Source organism: Microbacterium sp. zg-YB36, from assembly GCF_024623575.2.
Taxonomy (GTDB): domain Bacteria; phylum Actinomycetota; class Actinomycetes; order Actinomycetales; family Microbacteriaceae; genus Microbacterium.
Window position 1 is genome coordinate 334,990 of sequence record NZ_JANJFD020000001.1, and the last position, 15,361, is coordinate 350,350.

The 15,361-nt window shown below is 70.3% G+C and carries 13 protein-coding genes, 2 tRNA genes and 1 other RNA gene; 10 read left to right on the forward strand and 6 right to left on the reverse strand.

All coding sequences use genetic code 11. The annotated features are described in order from the left end of the window. Nucleotides 1-13: 13 nt before the first annotated feature. Nucleotides 14-244, reverse strand: a complete 231-nt coding sequence (locus NQ151_RS01615) for an SPOR domain-containing protein (protein WP_257526810.1) — start codon at nt 242-244, stop codon at nt 14-16. A 71-nt stretch (nt 245-315) separates the two neighbouring features. Here NQ151_RS01615 and ppgK point away from each other — a divergent pair, with 71 nt between their 5' ends. Beyond that, complete coding sequence (ppgK, locus tag NQ151_RS01620) at nt 316-1,137, forward strand: polyphosphate--glucose phosphotransferase (RefSeq protein WP_257526811.1); 822 nt, start codon at nt 316-318, stop codon at nt 1,135-1,137. 6 nt (nt 1,138-1,143) lie between these two features. On the opposite strand, the gene rnpB is transcribed toward ppgK, so the two are convergent. Beyond that, nucleotides 1,144-1,505: RNase P RNA component class A (gene rnpB / locus NQ151_RS01625), an RNA gene on the reverse strand. A gap of 117 nt (nt 1,506-1,622) precedes the next feature. Between rnpB and NQ151_RS01630 the strand changes: the two genes are divergently transcribed. Further along, nucleotides 1,623-2,318 (forward strand): cell wall protein, encoded by a 696-nt coding sequence (locus tag NQ151_RS01630; RefSeq protein WP_257526812.1) that lies wholly within the window; start codon nt 1,623-1,625, stop codon nt 2,316-2,318. A gap of 5 nt (nt 2,319-2,323) precedes the next feature. Next, the gene (locus NQ151_RS01635; protein ID WP_257526813.1) at nt 2,324-4,099 is read left to right on the forward strand and encodes a DUF4012 domain-containing protein; all 1,776 of its coding nucleotides are present in this window, start codon (nt 2,324-2,326) and stop codon (nt 4,097-4,099) included. A gap of 1 nt (nt 4,100) precedes the next feature. Here the strand turns inward: NQ151_RS01635 and NQ151_RS01640 are convergent, their stop codons facing one another. Next, nucleotides 4,101-5,822, reverse strand: a complete 1,722-nt coding sequence (locus NQ151_RS01640) for a bifunctional 3'-5' exonuclease/DNA polymerase (protein ID WP_257526814.1) — start codon at nt 5,820-5,822, stop codon at nt 4,101-4,103. 12 nt (nt 5,823-5,834) lie between these two features. Beyond that, the gene (locus NQ151_RS01645) at nt 5,835-6,566 is read right to left on the reverse strand and encodes a zinc ribbon domain-containing protein (RefSeq protein ID WP_257526815.1); all 732 of its coding nucleotides are present in this window, start codon (nt 6,564-6,566) and stop codon (nt 5,835-5,837) included. Nucleotides 6,567-6,619: 53 nt separating this feature from the next. Here NQ151_RS01645 and NQ151_RS01650 point away from each other — a divergent pair. The 7 genes from NQ151_RS01650 to NQ151_RS01680 all read left to right on the forward strand — a co-directional run bounded on the left by NQ151_RS01650 (nt 6,620) and on the right by NQ151_RS01680 (nt 14,449). Beyond that, nucleotides 6,620-6,691, forward strand: a tRNA-Val gene (locus NQ151_RS01650). A 171-nt stretch (nt 6,692-6,862) separates the two neighbouring features. Beyond that, complete coding sequence (gene aceE, locus NQ151_RS01655; protein ID WP_257509745.1) at nt 6,863-9,592, forward strand: pyruvate dehydrogenase (acetyl-transferring), homodimeric type; 2,730 nt, start codon at nt 6,863-6,865, stop codon at nt 9,590-9,592. An 8-nt stretch (nt 9,593-9,600) separates the two neighbouring features. Further along, nucleotides 9,601-10,821, forward strand: coding sequence for a PucR family transcriptional regulator (locus tag NQ151_RS01660; protein WP_257509744.1), 1,221 nt, complete (start codon nt 9,601-9,603; stop codon nt 10,819-10,821). A gap of 97 nt (nt 10,822-10,918) precedes the next feature. Then, a complete protein-coding gene (locus tag NQ151_RS01665; protein WP_257526816.1) occupies nt 10,919-11,830 on the forward strand; it encodes an ACP S-malonyltransferase in 912 nt (303 codons plus the stop codon). Between the two features lie 2 nt (nt 11,831-11,832). Further along, nucleotides 11,833-12,834, forward strand: coding sequence for a beta-ketoacyl-ACP synthase III (locus tag NQ151_RS01670; protein ID WP_257509742.1), 1,002 nt, complete (start codon nt 11,833-11,835; stop codon nt 12,832-12,834). Between the two features lie 74 nt (nt 12,835-12,908). After that, nucleotides 12,909-13,157, forward strand: a complete 249-nt coding sequence (locus NQ151_RS01675) for an acyl carrier protein (protein WP_257509741.1) — start codon at nt 12,909-12,911, stop codon at nt 13,155-13,157. Nucleotides 13,158-13,210: 53 nt separating this feature from the next. After that, on the forward strand, nt 13,211-14,449 hold the full coding sequence (locus NQ151_RS01680; protein WP_257526817.1) for a beta-ketoacyl-[acyl-carrier-protein] synthase family protein: 1,239 nt from the start codon (nt 13,211-13,213) through the stop codon (nt 14,447-14,449). A gap of 139 nt (nt 14,450-14,588) precedes the next feature. Here the strand turns inward: NQ151_RS01680 and NQ151_RS01685 are convergent, their stop codons facing one another. After that, nucleotides 14,589-15,092: a DUF3145 domain-containing protein gene (locus NQ151_RS01685; RefSeq protein ID WP_257509739.1), complete on the reverse strand. Its 504-nt coding sequence runs from the start codon at nt 15,090-15,092 to the stop codon at nt 14,589-14,591. A 171-nt stretch (nt 15,093-15,263) separates the two neighbouring features. Then, nucleotides 15,264-15,337, reverse strand: a tRNA-Ile gene (locus NQ151_RS01690). Nucleotides 15,338-15,361 lie beyond the last annotated feature (24 nt).

The window sequence follows — 15,361 nt, forward strand, 5'->3', positions numbered from 1 at the left end:
CGCCTCCGCCAGCCTACTGGTCGTCGGTGCCCGCGCGGCTCCCGGCGGCGCCGCTGCCCCACGTGTCGTCGCGGGCGTCGTCCTCCGCCCACGCGCGCGAGCGTTCCGCCAGCAGCTTGGGGGCCTTCGCGGCCTCCTCCTCGGTGTCGAAGGGACCGGCGCGGTCGATCGCTGGAGACTCGAAGCCTCGCTCGACCTTGCCCGTCGTCAGGTTGTACCAGTACTTCTCGGCGCCGCTGGTCATGATCTGCTCCCTCGTCGGTGTGCAAGGCCGATCCTACTGAGGGGTGCCTCCGGGCTGGATAGGCTGGACACATGGCAACCAAAGCGATCCGTGCAGTCGGAGTAGACATCGGCGGCACCGGCATCAAGGGGGGCCTGGTGGACCTCGAGTCCGGAACCCTCATCAGCGACCGGGTGAAGGTGGCAACGCCCGCCGGTGCGGAACCAGCGGACGTGCTCGCCGCCGTGCGCGTCGTGCTCGACACGCTCGGCGTCGCCGACGCTGACGTGCCGTTGGGTGTGGCGTTCCCCGCGATCGTGAAGCACGGCCGCACGCTGTCGGCCGCCAACGTCGCCGACACCTGGATCGGGTTCGGGGCGGAGAAGTTCTTCGAAGACGGCCTCGGCCGCGACATCCACTTCGCCAACGACGCCGACGTTGCCGGCGTCGCCGAGCTGCGCTTCGGCGCGGCCCGCGGAGTGTCGGGCCTGACGATCCTCACCACACTGGGCACCGGGATCGGCTCCGCGATGATCCACGAGGGCGTGCTGGTGCCCAACTCCGAGCTGGGGCACCTGCAGCGGGCGGGTCACGACACCGACGCCGAAGCGTATGCCGCGTATTCGGCGATGGAGCGGGAACGGCTGGACTGGCAGCAGTGGGCCGAGCGTCTGCAGTGGTACTACAGCCACGTGGAGTTCCTCTTCAGCCCCGACCTGTTCATCGTCGGCGGCGGCGTCTCCAAGCACGCCGATCAGTTCCTGCCGCTGCTGGACCTGAAGACCCCGATCGTCCCGGCCGTGCATCGCAACAACGCCGGCATCATCGGCGCGGCTGCCCTCGCACTGGCCAGCGACGGGACGGATGCCGTGGCCGGCGCGGCCGACACGCTCGTCGAGGCGACGACGGCCTGAGAGGTGCGAATGGGCCGGCCTGTACGCCGGGTTCTGTTCGGGGGCTGAAAGCCCCGTCGATGGCCATCTCTCTCGGCGACACGTTGCCGTGCCGCTCTAGCGGCCTACCCGGGGACTCGGCGGGCAGCGTCAACATCCCCTGTATGGCCTTGCTCCGGACGAGGTTTACCTTGCGGGTCGTGTCACCACGACCCCGGTGGTCTCTTACACCACCCTTTCACCCTTACCGGGACCGAAGTCCTGGCGGTCTGCTCTCTGTGGCACTGTCTCGCGGATCACTCCGGGTGGGTGTTACCCACCATCCTGCCCTGTGGAGCCCGGACGTTCCTCGGCGCGGTTTCCCGCGACGCGACCATCCAGCCGACCCATTCGCGCTAAGAGTCTATCCGCGGCGATGATTGCCGAGGAGCGCATCGGTGCGCTAGCCTCGCGACTATTGGGGAATGGGCACGGGGGTGCCCGCCATCAGCCTTTGGGGAGGCATGATGACTATTCGTTTGTCGCTGTCTGCGATCGCGCTCGCGACGCTCGTGGTGATCGGGGTGCCCGCTGCGGCATCCGCGGCCACGGACGCCACATCGACTCGGCCGGGCGGTGGTGCTGCTGTGGCCGAGGCGACGGACGGCTACACGCCGAAGACGCCGGAGGAACCGACGCTGGCCGGGTCGTCCGCGGTCGGTGAGTGCGACCGGGATGTGCCCTGGATCCAGTACTCGGTGACGCTCACCGACCCGGACTCACAGGTCACCGCTCCCACGGCGAGACTGGTGCTCAGCGACGGCGCTCACAGCACGACCATCGCCCTGGGCGAGCTGGTCGGCAACGAGTTGTCGGGCCGGGTGCTGTGGCCGGGGGCATCGGTGGATGCCGCGGGCAACCCGACCGGCTGGCCCGGTTGGGAACTGGTCGACGGTGCCTGGACGCAGACCGACGGCAACTTCGCCTGGGTGCGCGGGCGCATCTCCGCCGTGCTCGAGGTGAACCCGCAGATCGCCGTGGCGCTGGCCTACCCGCCGACCAGTCCGGACTGCGTCACGGGGCCACGCCCCGCCGCGGCGGGTCTCGCGGTCACCGGCGGCACGCTCGGCGGCGTGCTGCCCGCCGCGATCGCCGGTGGGGTGATCGTGCTCGGCGGCACGGGGCTGCTGCTGCTGCTGCGTCGTCGTCGCCGCCAGGGGTGACGGCGGTGACCGCCACCGCGCCTGCGCGGCGCGGCGGGCCGGTACGCGCGATGGTGTGGGCGAGCGTGGGGATGCTCTGCCTGCTCCTGGTGGCGTTCGGCTGGCTCACCACCCGGGTCCTGGTCGCGGGCACCGGGCTGGCGCAGGCCGCCGCCGCAGTGCGGAGCCTGCCGGCAGCGGTCGAGGCGCGCGATCTGTCCGCTCTCGAGTCCGCCCTGGCATCCGTGCAGGGCGACGCGCACCGTGCCGCCCAGGCCGCTGCCGACCCGGTGTGGGGCGTGGCCGAGGCGCTGCCGCTGCTCGGCGGTGACGTCGCGGCACTGGCGACGGTCGCCCGGCACACCACAGCCGTCGCCGACGCGGTCGCACCGCTACCGGGCGTCGCCGCCACCTTCGGCACCGGCGGCCAGGACACGGTGGTCGACCTTGATGCTCTCGCCGCGGCGCACGAACCGCTCCTGCGCGCGGCGAGCGTCCTCAACGCCGCCGCGGTGAAGCTCGCGCTGATCGACGTGGACGCGCTGCTGCCGCCGGTCGCCGCCGGGGTGGCCGCGCTGCGCGACGCCGTCGCGGTCGGTGCGCCGGCTGCGGCGGGAATCGCGGATGCCACGGCGGTGCTTCCCGGCATCCTCGGTGCCGAGGAGCCGCGCACGGTGCTGGTGGTCATCCAGAACAACGCCGAACTGCGCACCGGCGGCGGGATCACCGGTTCGTTCGCCCTGCTGTCGGCGGATGCCGGGCGGGTGACGCTGCTGGAACAGGCCGACTCGGGGGAATTCCCGCACCTGACTGCCCCGCTGCTGCCGGTCCCCGACGCGACGACGCACCTGCACGGCGACGTGGTTGCGCGCTTCGTGCAGAACGCGTCGATGACGGCGGACTTCGAACTGACCGCCGAGCTGGCCTCGGCGTGGTGGCAGGAACGCGGCGGGGCGGCCCCGGACGCGGTGCTGTCGATCGACCCGCTCGTGGTGCGTGCTCTCCTCGCCGTCACCGGCCCCGCCGTGCTCGGCGACGGCACTGAGCTCACGGCGGACAACCTCGTGCAGCGGCTGCTCGTCGACCCGTATGTCGCGCTGGACTCCGTCGGTCAGACGGCGTTCCTGCAGTCGGCGACCGAGGCACTGTTCCAGCGTCTCGCGACCGGCGGCATCGATCCGGTGGCGTGGGCGCAGGCGCTGTCCACGCCGCTCGCGCAGGGGCGGGTGTCGCTGTGGAGTGCGCAGCCCGACGAACAGGCGGTGCTGGTGGGCACCGCGCTGGCCGGCCCCGGTGCGCGCCACGCTGCCGCCGGGGAGGATGCGTTCGCGGTGTACTTCAACGACGCCACCGGCGGCAAGATGGGCACCTTCCTGCACGTCGACATCGCCACCGGCGCCGCCATCTGCCGCTCCGATGGGCGCGCCGAGGTCTCTGTGTTGCTGACGATGGGGAGCACCGCACCGGCGGACGCCGACCCGATGCTGCCGATCAGTCTGACCGGGGGCGGGCTGTGGGGTACGGCCTGGGGCGACATCGGAACGAACGTGTCAGTGGCAGCACCGCCTGGTTGGTTCGTCGACGAGGTGCGCAAGAACGGTGAACCCGAGCCCGCAGTGGATGCCGTGGACGACGGCTTTCCGACGAGCCTGGCGCGGGTGAACCTGTCCCCGGCAGAGGTGAACACCCTCGAGTTCCGTTTCATCGCCCCCGAGCCCGGCCCCGTCGCCCCGCACCTGCTGCACACGCCGCTGCTCAACGATCCCTCGTTGACCACGGGGGCCGACGTCGCGTGCCGCTGAGTCAGTCCTTCTGTGCGGACTCGGCGATGCGCAGATCCAGCGGGAAATCCAGTGGGAACGAGCCGAACAGCAGCCGTCCCGCGGCGTCCGCGGCGTCGACGGCCGCTTGCGCTGCGGCATCCGCCTGCGCGGCCGGCGCGTGGATGATCACTTCGTCGTGCAGGAAGAACGCCAGGTGCGCGCGGCGCTCGAAGGCCGCACCCGAGCGCGGCGCGGCTTCGTGCTGCGGCACCGGGGGCAGCGCGGCGAGACGGCCGCGCAGATCGGCCAGCCACGCCAGCGCCCACTCCGCGGCGGTCCCCTGCACCACGAAGTTGCGGGTGAACCTGCCGCGGTCGCGTGCCCAGCGACGCGCCCGCGACTCATCGGAATCCGTCGCCTCCGCCTCGCCGGCACGCCCCTGAGCGGCGCGCCAGTCCCCGGAGGCCGGGGGTGAGGTGCGACCGAGCCGGGTGGCGACGATGCCGCCGCCCTCGCCGATGCGCGCGGCGTCGTCGACCAGGGCCATCGCACGGGGAAACGCCCGCCGCAGCGCCGGCACGAGACGGCCGCTGTCGCCCGTCGTCGCGCCGTACATCGCGCCGAGCATCGCGACCTTCGCCTCGGCGCGGGTCTGCAGCGCTCCGCGCGCGACGATGCCGGCGTAGAGATCGCGGCCGCGCGCGGCGTCGGCCAGAGCGGTGTCGCCGGACATCGCCGCGAGCACGCGCGGCTCCAGCTGGGCGACGTCGGCGACCACGAGCACCCAGCCGGGATCGGCGCGCACCGCGCCGCGTAGCTGGCGCGGCAGCTGCAGCGCACCCCCACCCGACGAGGCCCAGCGGCCGGTGACCACCCCGCCGGGCACGTACACCGGGTGGAACCGGCCGTCACGCACCCATTCGTCCAGCCACGCCCAGCCGTTGGCGCTCATCAGTCGTGCCAGCTTCTTGTATTCCAGCAGCGGAGCGATCGCGGGATGGTCGTACTGGGCCAGCTCCCACTTGCTGGTCGACTGCGCCAGCACTCCGACCCGGTGCAGCGCCCGCAGCAGCTTCGGCTGCGAGTCCAGCGACGCGGTGGGGTCCCCCAGCGCTTCGCGCACGCGGCCCGCCGCCCGCTCCAACTCGCGCGGCACGCCGCCGGCGGGAGGGCGGGAACCGAGCAGCCCGGTGAGCAGTGCGTCGTGGGCATCGGCGTCCCACGGCAGGCCCGCTGCGCGCATCTCGGCGGCAAGCAACGCGCCGGCCGACTCCGCGGCGATCAGCAGTCGCAGGCGGGCGGGATCCCGTGCCGAGGCGAGCGCGTCGCGCTGCCGGCGGAACTCCGCCAGCGCATCGTCGAGGCCGTCCGGCAGCGCTCTGCCTGGAACCGCATCCAGTTCGAACAGGGCGGGCGGGGCGTCGCCGATGTCGCCGACCGCCGCATCCCAGTCGCCGGCGGCGTGGAGGGCTGCGGCGTCGGTGACGTACATGCAGTCCCGCAGGATGGCGTGGCTCAGCCGCAGGTCGTGACAGCGCGCGACCCGGATGCCGGTGGCGAGCATGGCGTCGTACCACGACGGGGTGTCGTTCCACACCCAGCGGGGCGCGTGGGTCGCCTCGGTCTCGGCCACCCACGCCGGCAGATCCGCGACGGGGCGCCGCCCGGTCTCGGTGCCGTCAGCGTCCAGCAGTGCGACGGCGACGCCGTCGGCGGTGCGGCCGACGACGATCCACGTCGGCGCGGGGTCAGACTCGGCCACCGGCCGTGCCGGTCACAGGCCGGACTCCTCCGTGCGCACGAGGATGCAGCCGCACTCGGGGCAGGTGAGCACGGCGTCCGCAGTCGACTGGCGGATTGCCTGCACATCGGTCTCGGACAGCACCATGCGGCAGGACTCGCACGTGCCCCGACGCAGCAGCGCAGCGCCGGTCGAACGCGCGGCAATGCGGTCGTACAGGGCGATGAGCGCGTCGGGGAGCGAGGCGACGAGGGCCGCGCGATCGCGCTTGGCCTCCTCGAGCCGGGCGGTCGCGTCGGTGACGACGGCCTTCGCCTCGTCGGAAAGCCGGCTACCCTCCGCGTTGGTCTCGGCGATCAACTTCTCCTGCGCGGTGACGTCGGCGTCGCACCGCTCCAGGCGCTCCATCACCTCGAGCTCGGCATCTTCCAACGCGTTCTTGCGCTTGGCCAGCGACGCGATCTCGCTCTCGAGACCCTGCGCTTCCTTGGCATTGGCGCTGGTGGAAAGCCGCTGCGCGTCACGGTTGCTGCGGGCCTGCACCACCGCGACATCGGATTCGATGCGCGACAGTTCGGTGCGCGCGTCGTCGCGCACACCCAGCATGCGGGTGAGCTCCTGCTGGTAGGTCTGGCGCTGCGCGAGCAGCTCCTTCACGCGGGCAGCCTGCGGCGGGTTGCTGCGGAGGCGCTCGGCCTGTCCGATGCGTGCGTCGAGTTCGGCGATGTCGAGAAGTCGACGCTGGTCGGTTGGGCTGGCATTCACCCTCCCAACCTACCTCCCGCGCACCCCGCCGGCCGAGGCCTAGGATGGCTGATGGCCGGTTGGCGCAGCGGTAGCGCAGCTCCTTTACACGGAGAAGGTCACCAGTTCGATCCTGGTACCGGCCACGACATCACTTCCGCACCCGTTCCGCTCGCTCGGATCGGTGTGCGGTCGACGCCACGAGCAGCCGCCTAGTGGGTAGGCTGAATGATGGCGTGTTGTGTGGTGCTGACAAGAGCCCGCACGGCCCGCATCGTGAGTGCCTGGCACGATCTGCCATACGAGAAAGGTCATCCGTGACTGTCAACGATCAGGATCCGTACTCGCAGGAGGCTCTCGACAGCGATCCCGAGGAGACCGCGGAGTGGCAAGAGTCGCTTTCGCAGCTCGTCGACTCCCGCGGCTCCGGCCGTGGCCGGGAGATCATGCTGAGCCTGCTGCAGAAGTCCCACGAACTGCAGCTGAATGTGCCGCAGGTTCCGACGACGGACTACATCAACACCATCGCGCCCGAGAACGAGCCTGAGTTCCCCGGTGACGAGGAGCTGGAGCGCCGGTACCGCCGGTGGATCCGCTGGAACGCCGCGGTCACCGTGCACCGCGCCCAGCGGCCCGGCATCGGTGTCGGCGGTCACATCTCGACCTACGCTTCGTCCGCGTCGCTGTACGAAGTCGGCTTCAACCACTTCTTCCGCGGCCTCGACGACCCGTCGGGCGGCGACCAGGTCTTCATCCAGGGTCACGCCTCCCCCGGCATCTACGCCCGCTCGTTCCTCGAGGGGCGTCTGACCACCGAGCAGCTCGACGGCTTCCGTCAGGAGGCGTCGAAGGCGCCCCACGGTCTGCCGTCGTACCCGCACCCGCGCCTGATGCCGGAGTACTGGCAGTTCCCGACCGTGTCGATGGGTCTGGGACCGATCAACGCGATCTACCAGGCGATGACCAACAAGTACCTCACCAACCGCGGGATCAAGGATCTCTCCGACTCCCACGTGTGGGCGTTCCTCGGTGACGGCGAGATGGACGAGGTCGAAAGCCGCGGCCAGTTGCAGGTGGCTGCCAACGAGGGTCTGGACAACCTGACCTTCGTCGTCAACTGCAACCTGCAGCGCCTCGACGGCCCGGTCCGCGGTAACGGCAAGATCATCCAGGAGCTGGAGAGCTTCTTCCGCGGCGCCGGCTGGAACGTCATCAAGGTGGTCTGGGGACGCGGCTGGGACGAGCTGCTGCAGCAGGACGACGAGGGCGCGCTGGTTCGCCTGATGAACACCACGCCCGACGGCGACTTCCAGACGTACCGCGCTGAAGACGGCAAGTACATCCGCGACCACTTCTTCGGGCGCGATGAGCGCACCGCGAAGATGGTCGAGGACTGGTCCGACGATGACATCTGGGGCAAGCTCCGCCGCGGCGGACTGGACTACCAGAAGGTCTACGCCGCGTACCAGACCGCCAAGGCCCACAAGGGCCAGCCGACGGTCATCCTCGCCAAGACGATCAAGGGTTATGGGCTCGGTCATCACTTCGAGGGGCGCAACGCGACGCACCAGATGAAGAAGATGACGCTCGAGGACCTCAAGCACTTCCGCGACTCGATGCGCATCCCGATCACGGATGCTCAGCTCGAGGAGAACCCGTACCTGCCGCCGTACTACCACCCCGGCATGGAGGACGAGACGATCCGCTACATGGTGGAGCGTCGTCGCAGCCTCGGCGGGTTCCTGCCGGAGCGGCGCACCAAGCACGTGCCCATCCCGCTCCCCGACGACACCGCCTACGCGCTGCCGAAGAAGGGCTCGGGCACGCAGGAGATCGCCACCACGATGGCGTTCGTCCGCCTGCTGAAGGATCTGCTGCGCTCCAAGGGCTTCGGTCACCGCATCGTGCCGATCATCCCCGACGAGGCGCGCACGTTCGGCATGGACGCGTACTTCCCGACGGCGAAGATCTACAACCCGCACGGTCAGAACTACACCTCCGTCGACCGCGAGCTGCTGCTGGCGTACAAGGAGAGCCCGCAGGGCCAGATCCTGCACGTCGGCATCAACGAGGCCGGCGCGGTGGCAGCGTTCACCAACGTGGGAACGTCGTACTCCACGCACGGTGAGCCGCTGATCCCGGTGTACATCTTCTATTCGATGTTCGGCTTCCAGCGCACCGGCGACGCTCAGTGGGCAGCCGGCGACCAGATGGCCCGCGGGTTCATCATCGGTGCGACCGCAGGCCGCACCACCCTGACGGGCGAGGGTCTGCAGCACGCCGACGGGCACTCGCTGCTGCTGGCATCCACGAACCCGGCGACGATCTCCTACGATCCCGCGTTCGGTTACGAGATCGCCCACATCGTGCGTACCGGTCTGGAGCGCATGTACGGCGGGACCCACCCGGATCCCAACGTCATGTACTACCTCACGGTGTACAACGAGCCCTACGTGCAGCCGGTCGAGCCCGAGGGGGTCGACGTGGACGGCATCGTCCGCGGCATCCACCGCATCTCGGTCGGTGAGGGCGAAGGCCCTCGCGCACAGCTGATGGCGTCGGGCGTGGGTGTGCAGTGGGCACTTGAGGCCCAGCGTCTGCTGAAGGACGACTGGGGCGTGATCGCCGATGTGTGGTCGGTCACCTCGTGGTCGGAGCTTCGCCGCGACGGACTCGCCGCCGACGAGCACAACTTCCTGCGCCCCGCGGATGAGCCGCGCACGGCCTACCTCACCGAGAAGCTGCGCGAGGCGCAGGGTCCCGTGGTGGCCGTCAGTGACTTCATGCACGCTGTGCAGGATCAGATCCGGCCTTGGGTTCCGCAGCGGTTCGTCACGCTCGGCGCCGACGGCTTCGGTTTCTCCGACACCCGCCCCGCTGCGCGTCGCTTCTTCAAGATCGACGGCCCGTCGATCGTGGTGCGCACGCTCCAGGCGCTTGCCGAGGAGGGCGTGGTCGACCGCGGCCTGTCCGCGCAGGCGATCGACAAGTACCGTCTGTACGACGTCACCGCCGGCACCAGCGGCAATGCGGGCGGCGAGAGCTGATAAACCGCATGGCATCCCGCCCGACAGCATCGGAGAAAGCTGAGACGCTCGCCTGGTTGCGACGTGTCTCGGGCGATCTCGCCTCGGCGACCATCAAGCGACTGGAGGACACGCTCCCCTGGTACGCGGAGATGCCGCCGGCGCGCCGATCGTCGGTGGGCCTGGTCGCCCAGGCCGGGATCACGTCGTTCATCCAGTGGTACGACGACCCGACCTCGACGCCGTGGATTGCGGCTGACATCTTCGCAGCAGCTCCCCGTGAGCTGCTGCGAAGTGTCAGCCTCACCCAGACGCTGCAGCTGATCCGGGTGACCGTCGCGGTCACCGAGGAGCGGGTGACCGGGCGTGCCGAGGATGTGGGCGAGGCGATCCTGCTGTACTCGCGGGAGGTCGCCTTCGCGGCAGCCGACGTCTACGCCCGTGCCGCCGAGGCGCGCGGTCTCTGGGATGCGCGCCTCGAAGCTCTCGTGGTCGACTCGATCCTCACGGGCGAGACCGACGAAGAACTGCCCAGCCGGATCGCGGCGCTCGGTTGGCACGGTCATGGCGAGGTCGCGGTGCTGGTGGGCACGACGCCGCCGCAGTTCGACGTGGACCAGGTGCGCCGTACGGCGCGCAAGCTCGACGTCGACGTGCTCATCGGTGTGCAGGGATTGCGCCTGGTGCTCGTCATCGGCAGGTCCCGCCCGCCGGGGCGCGAGGAGACTCCAGAGAACGAACTGCCGTTCACCGAGATCGCGCAACGGCTGGAGCCCTGCTTCGGCCCCGGCTATCTCGTGCTCGGCCCTGCCGTGCCGGCACTGGTGGAGGCGAGCCAGAGCGCTCGCGCCGCCCTGGCCGGATTCGCCGTCGCGCGTGCCTGGCGCAACGCCCCGCGCCCGGTCGAAGCCGACGACCTGCTGCCCGAGCGCGCGCTGGCGGGCGACCCGGTGGCCAAGCAGACGCTCGTGGAGCGCATCTACCGGCCCCTGCAGGCCCACAGCACCGACCTGGTCGCGACCCTGTGGAGTTACCTGGACAACGGGCGCTCGCTCGAGGCCACGGCGCGGGAACTGTTCGTGCACCCCAACACGGTGCGCTACCGGCTCAAGCGGGTCTCCGACGTGATCGGCTGGGATGCCACCGGGCCCCGCGAAGCTCTCATCCTGCAGACGGCCCTGGTGCTCGGCTCCATCGGGACGGATGCCGCGCGTCGCCGGCCCACCCCGCATCGCCGGCAGCACGTCTGAGCGCCGTGGCGGATTGTGTCGGGTTCACAAGGCTTCGTCCGTTTCTTGTGACGCGTTCGCCAGAACCCGGGCGCCCGATGTTGGCAGGATGGGTTAAGTGATCATTGCCGTCTTCCCGGGCCAGGGCTCGCAGACCCCCGGGTTCCTCTCCCCCTGGCTCGAGCTCGACGGAGCCACCGACCGTGTCGCGCAGGCTTCTGACGCCGCCGGTGTGGATCTGGTCGCCGCGGGTACCGAGTGGGATGCCGATCGCATCCGCGACACCGCGGTCGCCCAGCCGCTCATCGTGGCGGCGGGACTGCTGTCGTGGGCCGCTCTCCAGGACGTCGCACCGGCTCAGCCCCAGGGCGTGGCGGGCCACTCCGTCGGCGAGATCACGGCGCTCGTGGCATCCGGTGTGCTCACGGCCGACGAAGGCATGCGCCTGGTCGGCATCCGCGGTCGCGCCATGGCCGACGCCGCCGCGCGGGAACAGACCGGAATGAGCGCCGTCATCGGCGGCGACCAGGATGCCGTGCTCGCGCGGCTGACCGAACTCGACCTCACACCGGCGAACTACAACGGCGGCGGGCAGATCGTCGCCGCCGGCGCCCTCGCCCCCCTTGCCGAGCTTGCCGCCGCGCCGCCGCGGGCCACCCGGGTGATCCCGCTGCAGGTGGCCGGAGCCTTCCACACCCGCTACATGGTGCCCGCCGTCGAGACGCTGCGCAGTGCCGCCGCCGACGTGCAGCCCGCCGACCCTGCGATGACGCTGTGGACCAACCACGACGGCTCGACCGTCTCCGCCGGCCGTGAGGCCCTCGACCTGCTGGTGGCCCAGGTGGCCTCGCCGGTGCGCTGGGACCTGTGCATGGCGTCGTTCGCCGAGCGCGGCGTCACGGGCATCATCGAGCTCTCCCCCGCCGGCACGCTCACCGGGCTCGCCAAGCGGGCCCTCCGGGGTGTACCAACGGTTGCAGTGAAGACGCCCGACGATCTCGCCGCAGCTGCGGCGTTGCTGGGAGCATGAACATGAGCGCAACCCTCCGCCAGTCCTCCGGCGCGGCGCACACGCGCATCTACGCCTACGGCGCGGCGCGCGGCGAAGTGTCGGTGCCCAATGACGACCTCGTCGGCGCCATCGACTCCAGTGACGAGTGGATCCGCCAGCGCACCGGCATCGTCACCCGCGCACGCGCCGTCGCCGAGACCACCGCCGTGGACCTCGCTTCCGAGGCCGCCGCCGAGGCGGTGGCCCGCTCGGGCGTGGAGCCCGGTCAGATCGACGCGGTCATCGTTGCGACGGTGTCCAACCCGAAGCAGACTCCCTCCGTGTCGGCGATCGTGGCCGACCGCATCGGGGCGAACCCGGCGGCAGCGTACGACGTCAACGCGGCCTGTGCGGGCTTCGCGTACGCCGTCGCGCAGGCGGATGCGCTCATCCGCGCGGGCGCCGCCCACTACGCCGTCGTCATCGGCGCCGAGAAGCTCAGTGACATCGTGGACCCGACCGACCGGTCGATCTCCTTCCTCCTCGGCGACGGCGCTGGCGCGGTCGTGATCGGTCCCAGCGACTTCGCCGGGATCGGACCCACCGTGTGGGGCTCCGACGGTTCGAAGTCCGACGCGGTGGGCATGAACGCCACCCTCGTCGACTTCCGCGACGGGAAGGCGCCGTGGCCGACGCTCCGCCAGGAAGGCCCCACGGTCTTCCGCTGGGCGGTGTGGGAGATGGCGAAGGTCGCCCGGCAGGCACTGGATGCCGCGGGCGTCACGGCCGCCGACCTCGCCGCGTTCGTCCCCCACCAGGCGAACATGCGCATCATCGACGAGTTCGCCAAGCAGCTGAAGCTGCCCGACTCTGTCGTCATCGCCCGCGACATCGAAACCACGGGCAACACCTCCGCGGCATCCATCCCACTCGCCACCCACCGCCTGCTCGAAGAGCACCCGGAACTGTCGGGCGGTCTGTCCCTGCAGATCGGTTTCGGCGCCGGCTTGGTGTTCGGCGCGCAGGTGGTCGTGCTCCCCTGAGTGGGAGACCGGCAACCCTAGACTGAAATACGGCCCGCCCGGGCCGAAGACCCAGAAGAAACAGGAGAATACCCATGGCATTCAGCACCGAAGAGGTCCTCGCCGGGCTCGCAGAGCTCATCACCGACGAGACCGGCATCTCTGCCGAAGAGGTGTCGCTGGAGAAGTCGTTCACCGACGACCTCGACATCGACTCCATCTCGATGATGACGATCGTCGTCAACGCCGAGGAGAAGTTCGGCGTGACGATCCCGGACGAAGAGGTCAAGAACCTCAAGACCGTCGGCGACGCCGTCACATACATCACGTCCAACCAGGCCTGAGCCGGTAGCGGTGGGGGCTTCGGCCCCCACGGCTCCGTTGGAGGAAGCACCACATGAGCAGTCCCCGCATCGTCGTCACCGGGATCGGTGCGTCGTCGCCGATCGGCGGCACCGCGCCCGAGAGCTGGTCGGCCCTGCTGACCGGTGTCTCCGGTTCGCGCACGCTGGAGTACGACTGGGTCGAGAAGTACCAGCTGCCGGTCACGTTCGCGGCGCAGGCTGCCGTTCGCCCCGACACGGTGCTGGACCGACCCGTCGCCAAGCGTCTGGACCCGGCGTCGCAGTTCGCGATGGTGGCGGCGATGGAGGCGTGGGCGGATGCCAGCTCACCCGAGGTCGACCCCGAACGCCTCGGCGTGGACTTCGCCACCGGTATCGGCGGCGTGTGGACCCTGCTGGATGCCTGGGACACGCTGCGTGAGAAGGGGCCGCGTCGGGTCATGCCGATGACGGTGCCGATGCTCATGCCCAACGCCGCCGCGGGCAACCTCTCGCTTCACTTCGGTGCCCGCGCGTATGCGCGCACCGTGGCCAGCGCGTGCGCGTCGAGCACGGAGTCGATCGTCAACGCCGTGGAGCACATCCGAGCTGGTCTGGCCGACGTCGTCATCGCCGGTGGCACCGAGTCGGCGATCCACCCGATCACCCTCGCCGCGTTCGCCTCGATGCAGGCGCTCTCGCGTCGCAACGACGATCCCGCCACCGCATCGCGGCCGGCCAGCATCGACCGTGACGGCTTCGTCATGGGCGAGGGCGCCGGTGTGCTGATCCTCGAGACCGAGGAGCACGCCAAGGCGCGCGGCGCCAAGATCTACGCTGTCGTCGCCGGCGGCGGCGTCACCGCGGACTCGTACCACATCACCGCGAACGACCCCGCGGGCACGGGCGCTGCTCGCGCCGTCGAGATGGCGCTCGCGCAGGCCGACGCCTCGGCCGACGACGTGACGCACGTCAACGCCCACGCGACCTCCACGCCCGTCGGCGACCCCAACGAATACCAGGCTCTGAAGGCCGTGTTCGGGTCTCGCGTCGACGAGATCCCGGTCTCCGCCACCAAGGCATCCACCGGGCACCTGCTCGGCGGCACGGGGGCGCTCGAGGCCATCTTCACGGTGCTGGCCCTGCGCGACCGCGTGGCACCGCCCACGATCAACCTGACCGAACAGGACCCGGCCGTGCCGTTCCGCCTGTCGGGTGAGCCGACGCCGCTTGGCGACGGTGACCAGCTCGCGATCACCAACTCGTTCGGCTTCGGCGGGCACAACGCCGTCGCCGCCTTCCGCTCGGCCTGAGCGAAAGCACCACGCCCCCGGACACCCGACTCGTCGGGCATCCGGGGGCGTTTTCGTGATCAGACGGAGCGGACGTTGTCCCGGTCCCCGGGAGTTCTCACCGAGGTCCGATACTGGCGCCGCGCACCGCCTGAAGCTGTCAGCCGACCTTGTGCAGCCAGACGACAGGTGCGTCGTCGCTGGCGTGACGGAACGGCTCGAGTTCTTCGTCCCACGCGGCGCCCAGAGCGACCTGCAGCTCACGCTGCAGTTCCATCGGGTCACCGGCGGCGACTTCGATCGCGTAGCGCACCCGGTCTTCGCCGATCACCACATTGCCGGCGCTGTCGGTCTGCGCGTAGTGGATGCCCAGACCTGGTGTGTGCAGCCACCGGCCGCCGTCGCTGCGGGGCGTGGGGTCTTCGGTCACCTCGAACCTCAGGTGCTCCCAGCCGCGGATCGCGGTCGCGAGGGCCGCGCCGGTGCCGGCAGGACCCTCCCAGTAGAACTCGGCCCGGCGGCTGCCGGACAGCACCGGCTGCTCGACCCACTCGAAGTTCACGGCGCGGCCGAGCGCTCGCCCGACAGCCCACTCGAGGTGGGGGCACAACGCCCGCGGCGCTGAGTGAATGAAGATCACTCCGCGCGCTTGTGGTGTCGCCATGGTTTCTCCTTCGTCAGGTGCGTCTTCCCCTACGACCTGATTCGGAGCACGGCGTGCTGTTCGGTTGTGCTGCGGCCATTATCCCCGATGGGTCCGAGAAATCACAAGTGTGTGATTTCTCCGCCCGTTGACGCCGATGATCCGTGCGCGCGTGTGCTGCGACGGTTTCTGTAGGGCGGGTGGGACTTGAACCCACGATCGTCGGGTTATGAGCCCGCTGCCTTGACCAGCTTGGCCACCGCCCCTCGCGTTCGAGCCTATCGTGAGGC

Bases quoted from the DNA above. Each gene is read 5' to 3' on its own strand.
- ppgK (WP_257526811.1), top strand. From the start codon at position 316: ATGGCAACCAAAGCGATCCGTGCAGTCGGAGTAGACATCGGCGGCACC.
- NQ151_RS01670 (WP_257509742.1), top strand. From the start codon at position 11,833: ATGAGCGCAACCCTCCGCCAGTCCTCCGGCGCGGCGCACACGCGCATC.
- NQ151_RS01660 (WP_257509744.1), top strand. From the start codon at position 9,601: ATGGCATCCCGCCCGACAGCATCGGAGAAAGCTGAGACGCTCGCCTGG.
- NQ151_RS01685 (WP_257509739.1), bottom strand. From the start codon at position 15,092: ATGGCGACACCACAAGCGCGCGGAGTGATCTTCATTCACTCAGCGCCG.
- NQ151_RS01630 (WP_257526812.1), top strand. From the start codon at position 1,623: ATGACTATTCGTTTGTCGCTGTCTGCGATCGCGCTCGCGACGCTCGTG.
- NQ151_RS01680 (WP_257526817.1), top strand. From the start codon at position 13,211: ATGAGCAGTCCCCGCATCGTCGTCACCGGGATCGGTGCGTCGTCGCCG.
- NQ151_RS01675 (WP_257509741.1), top strand. From the start codon at position 12,909: ATGGCATTCAGCACCGAAGAGGTCCTCGCCGGGCTCGCAGAGCTCATC.
- NQ151_RS01615 (WP_257526810.1), bottom strand. From the start codon at position 244: ATGACCAGCGGCGCCGAGAAGTACTGGTACAACCTGACGACGGGCAAG.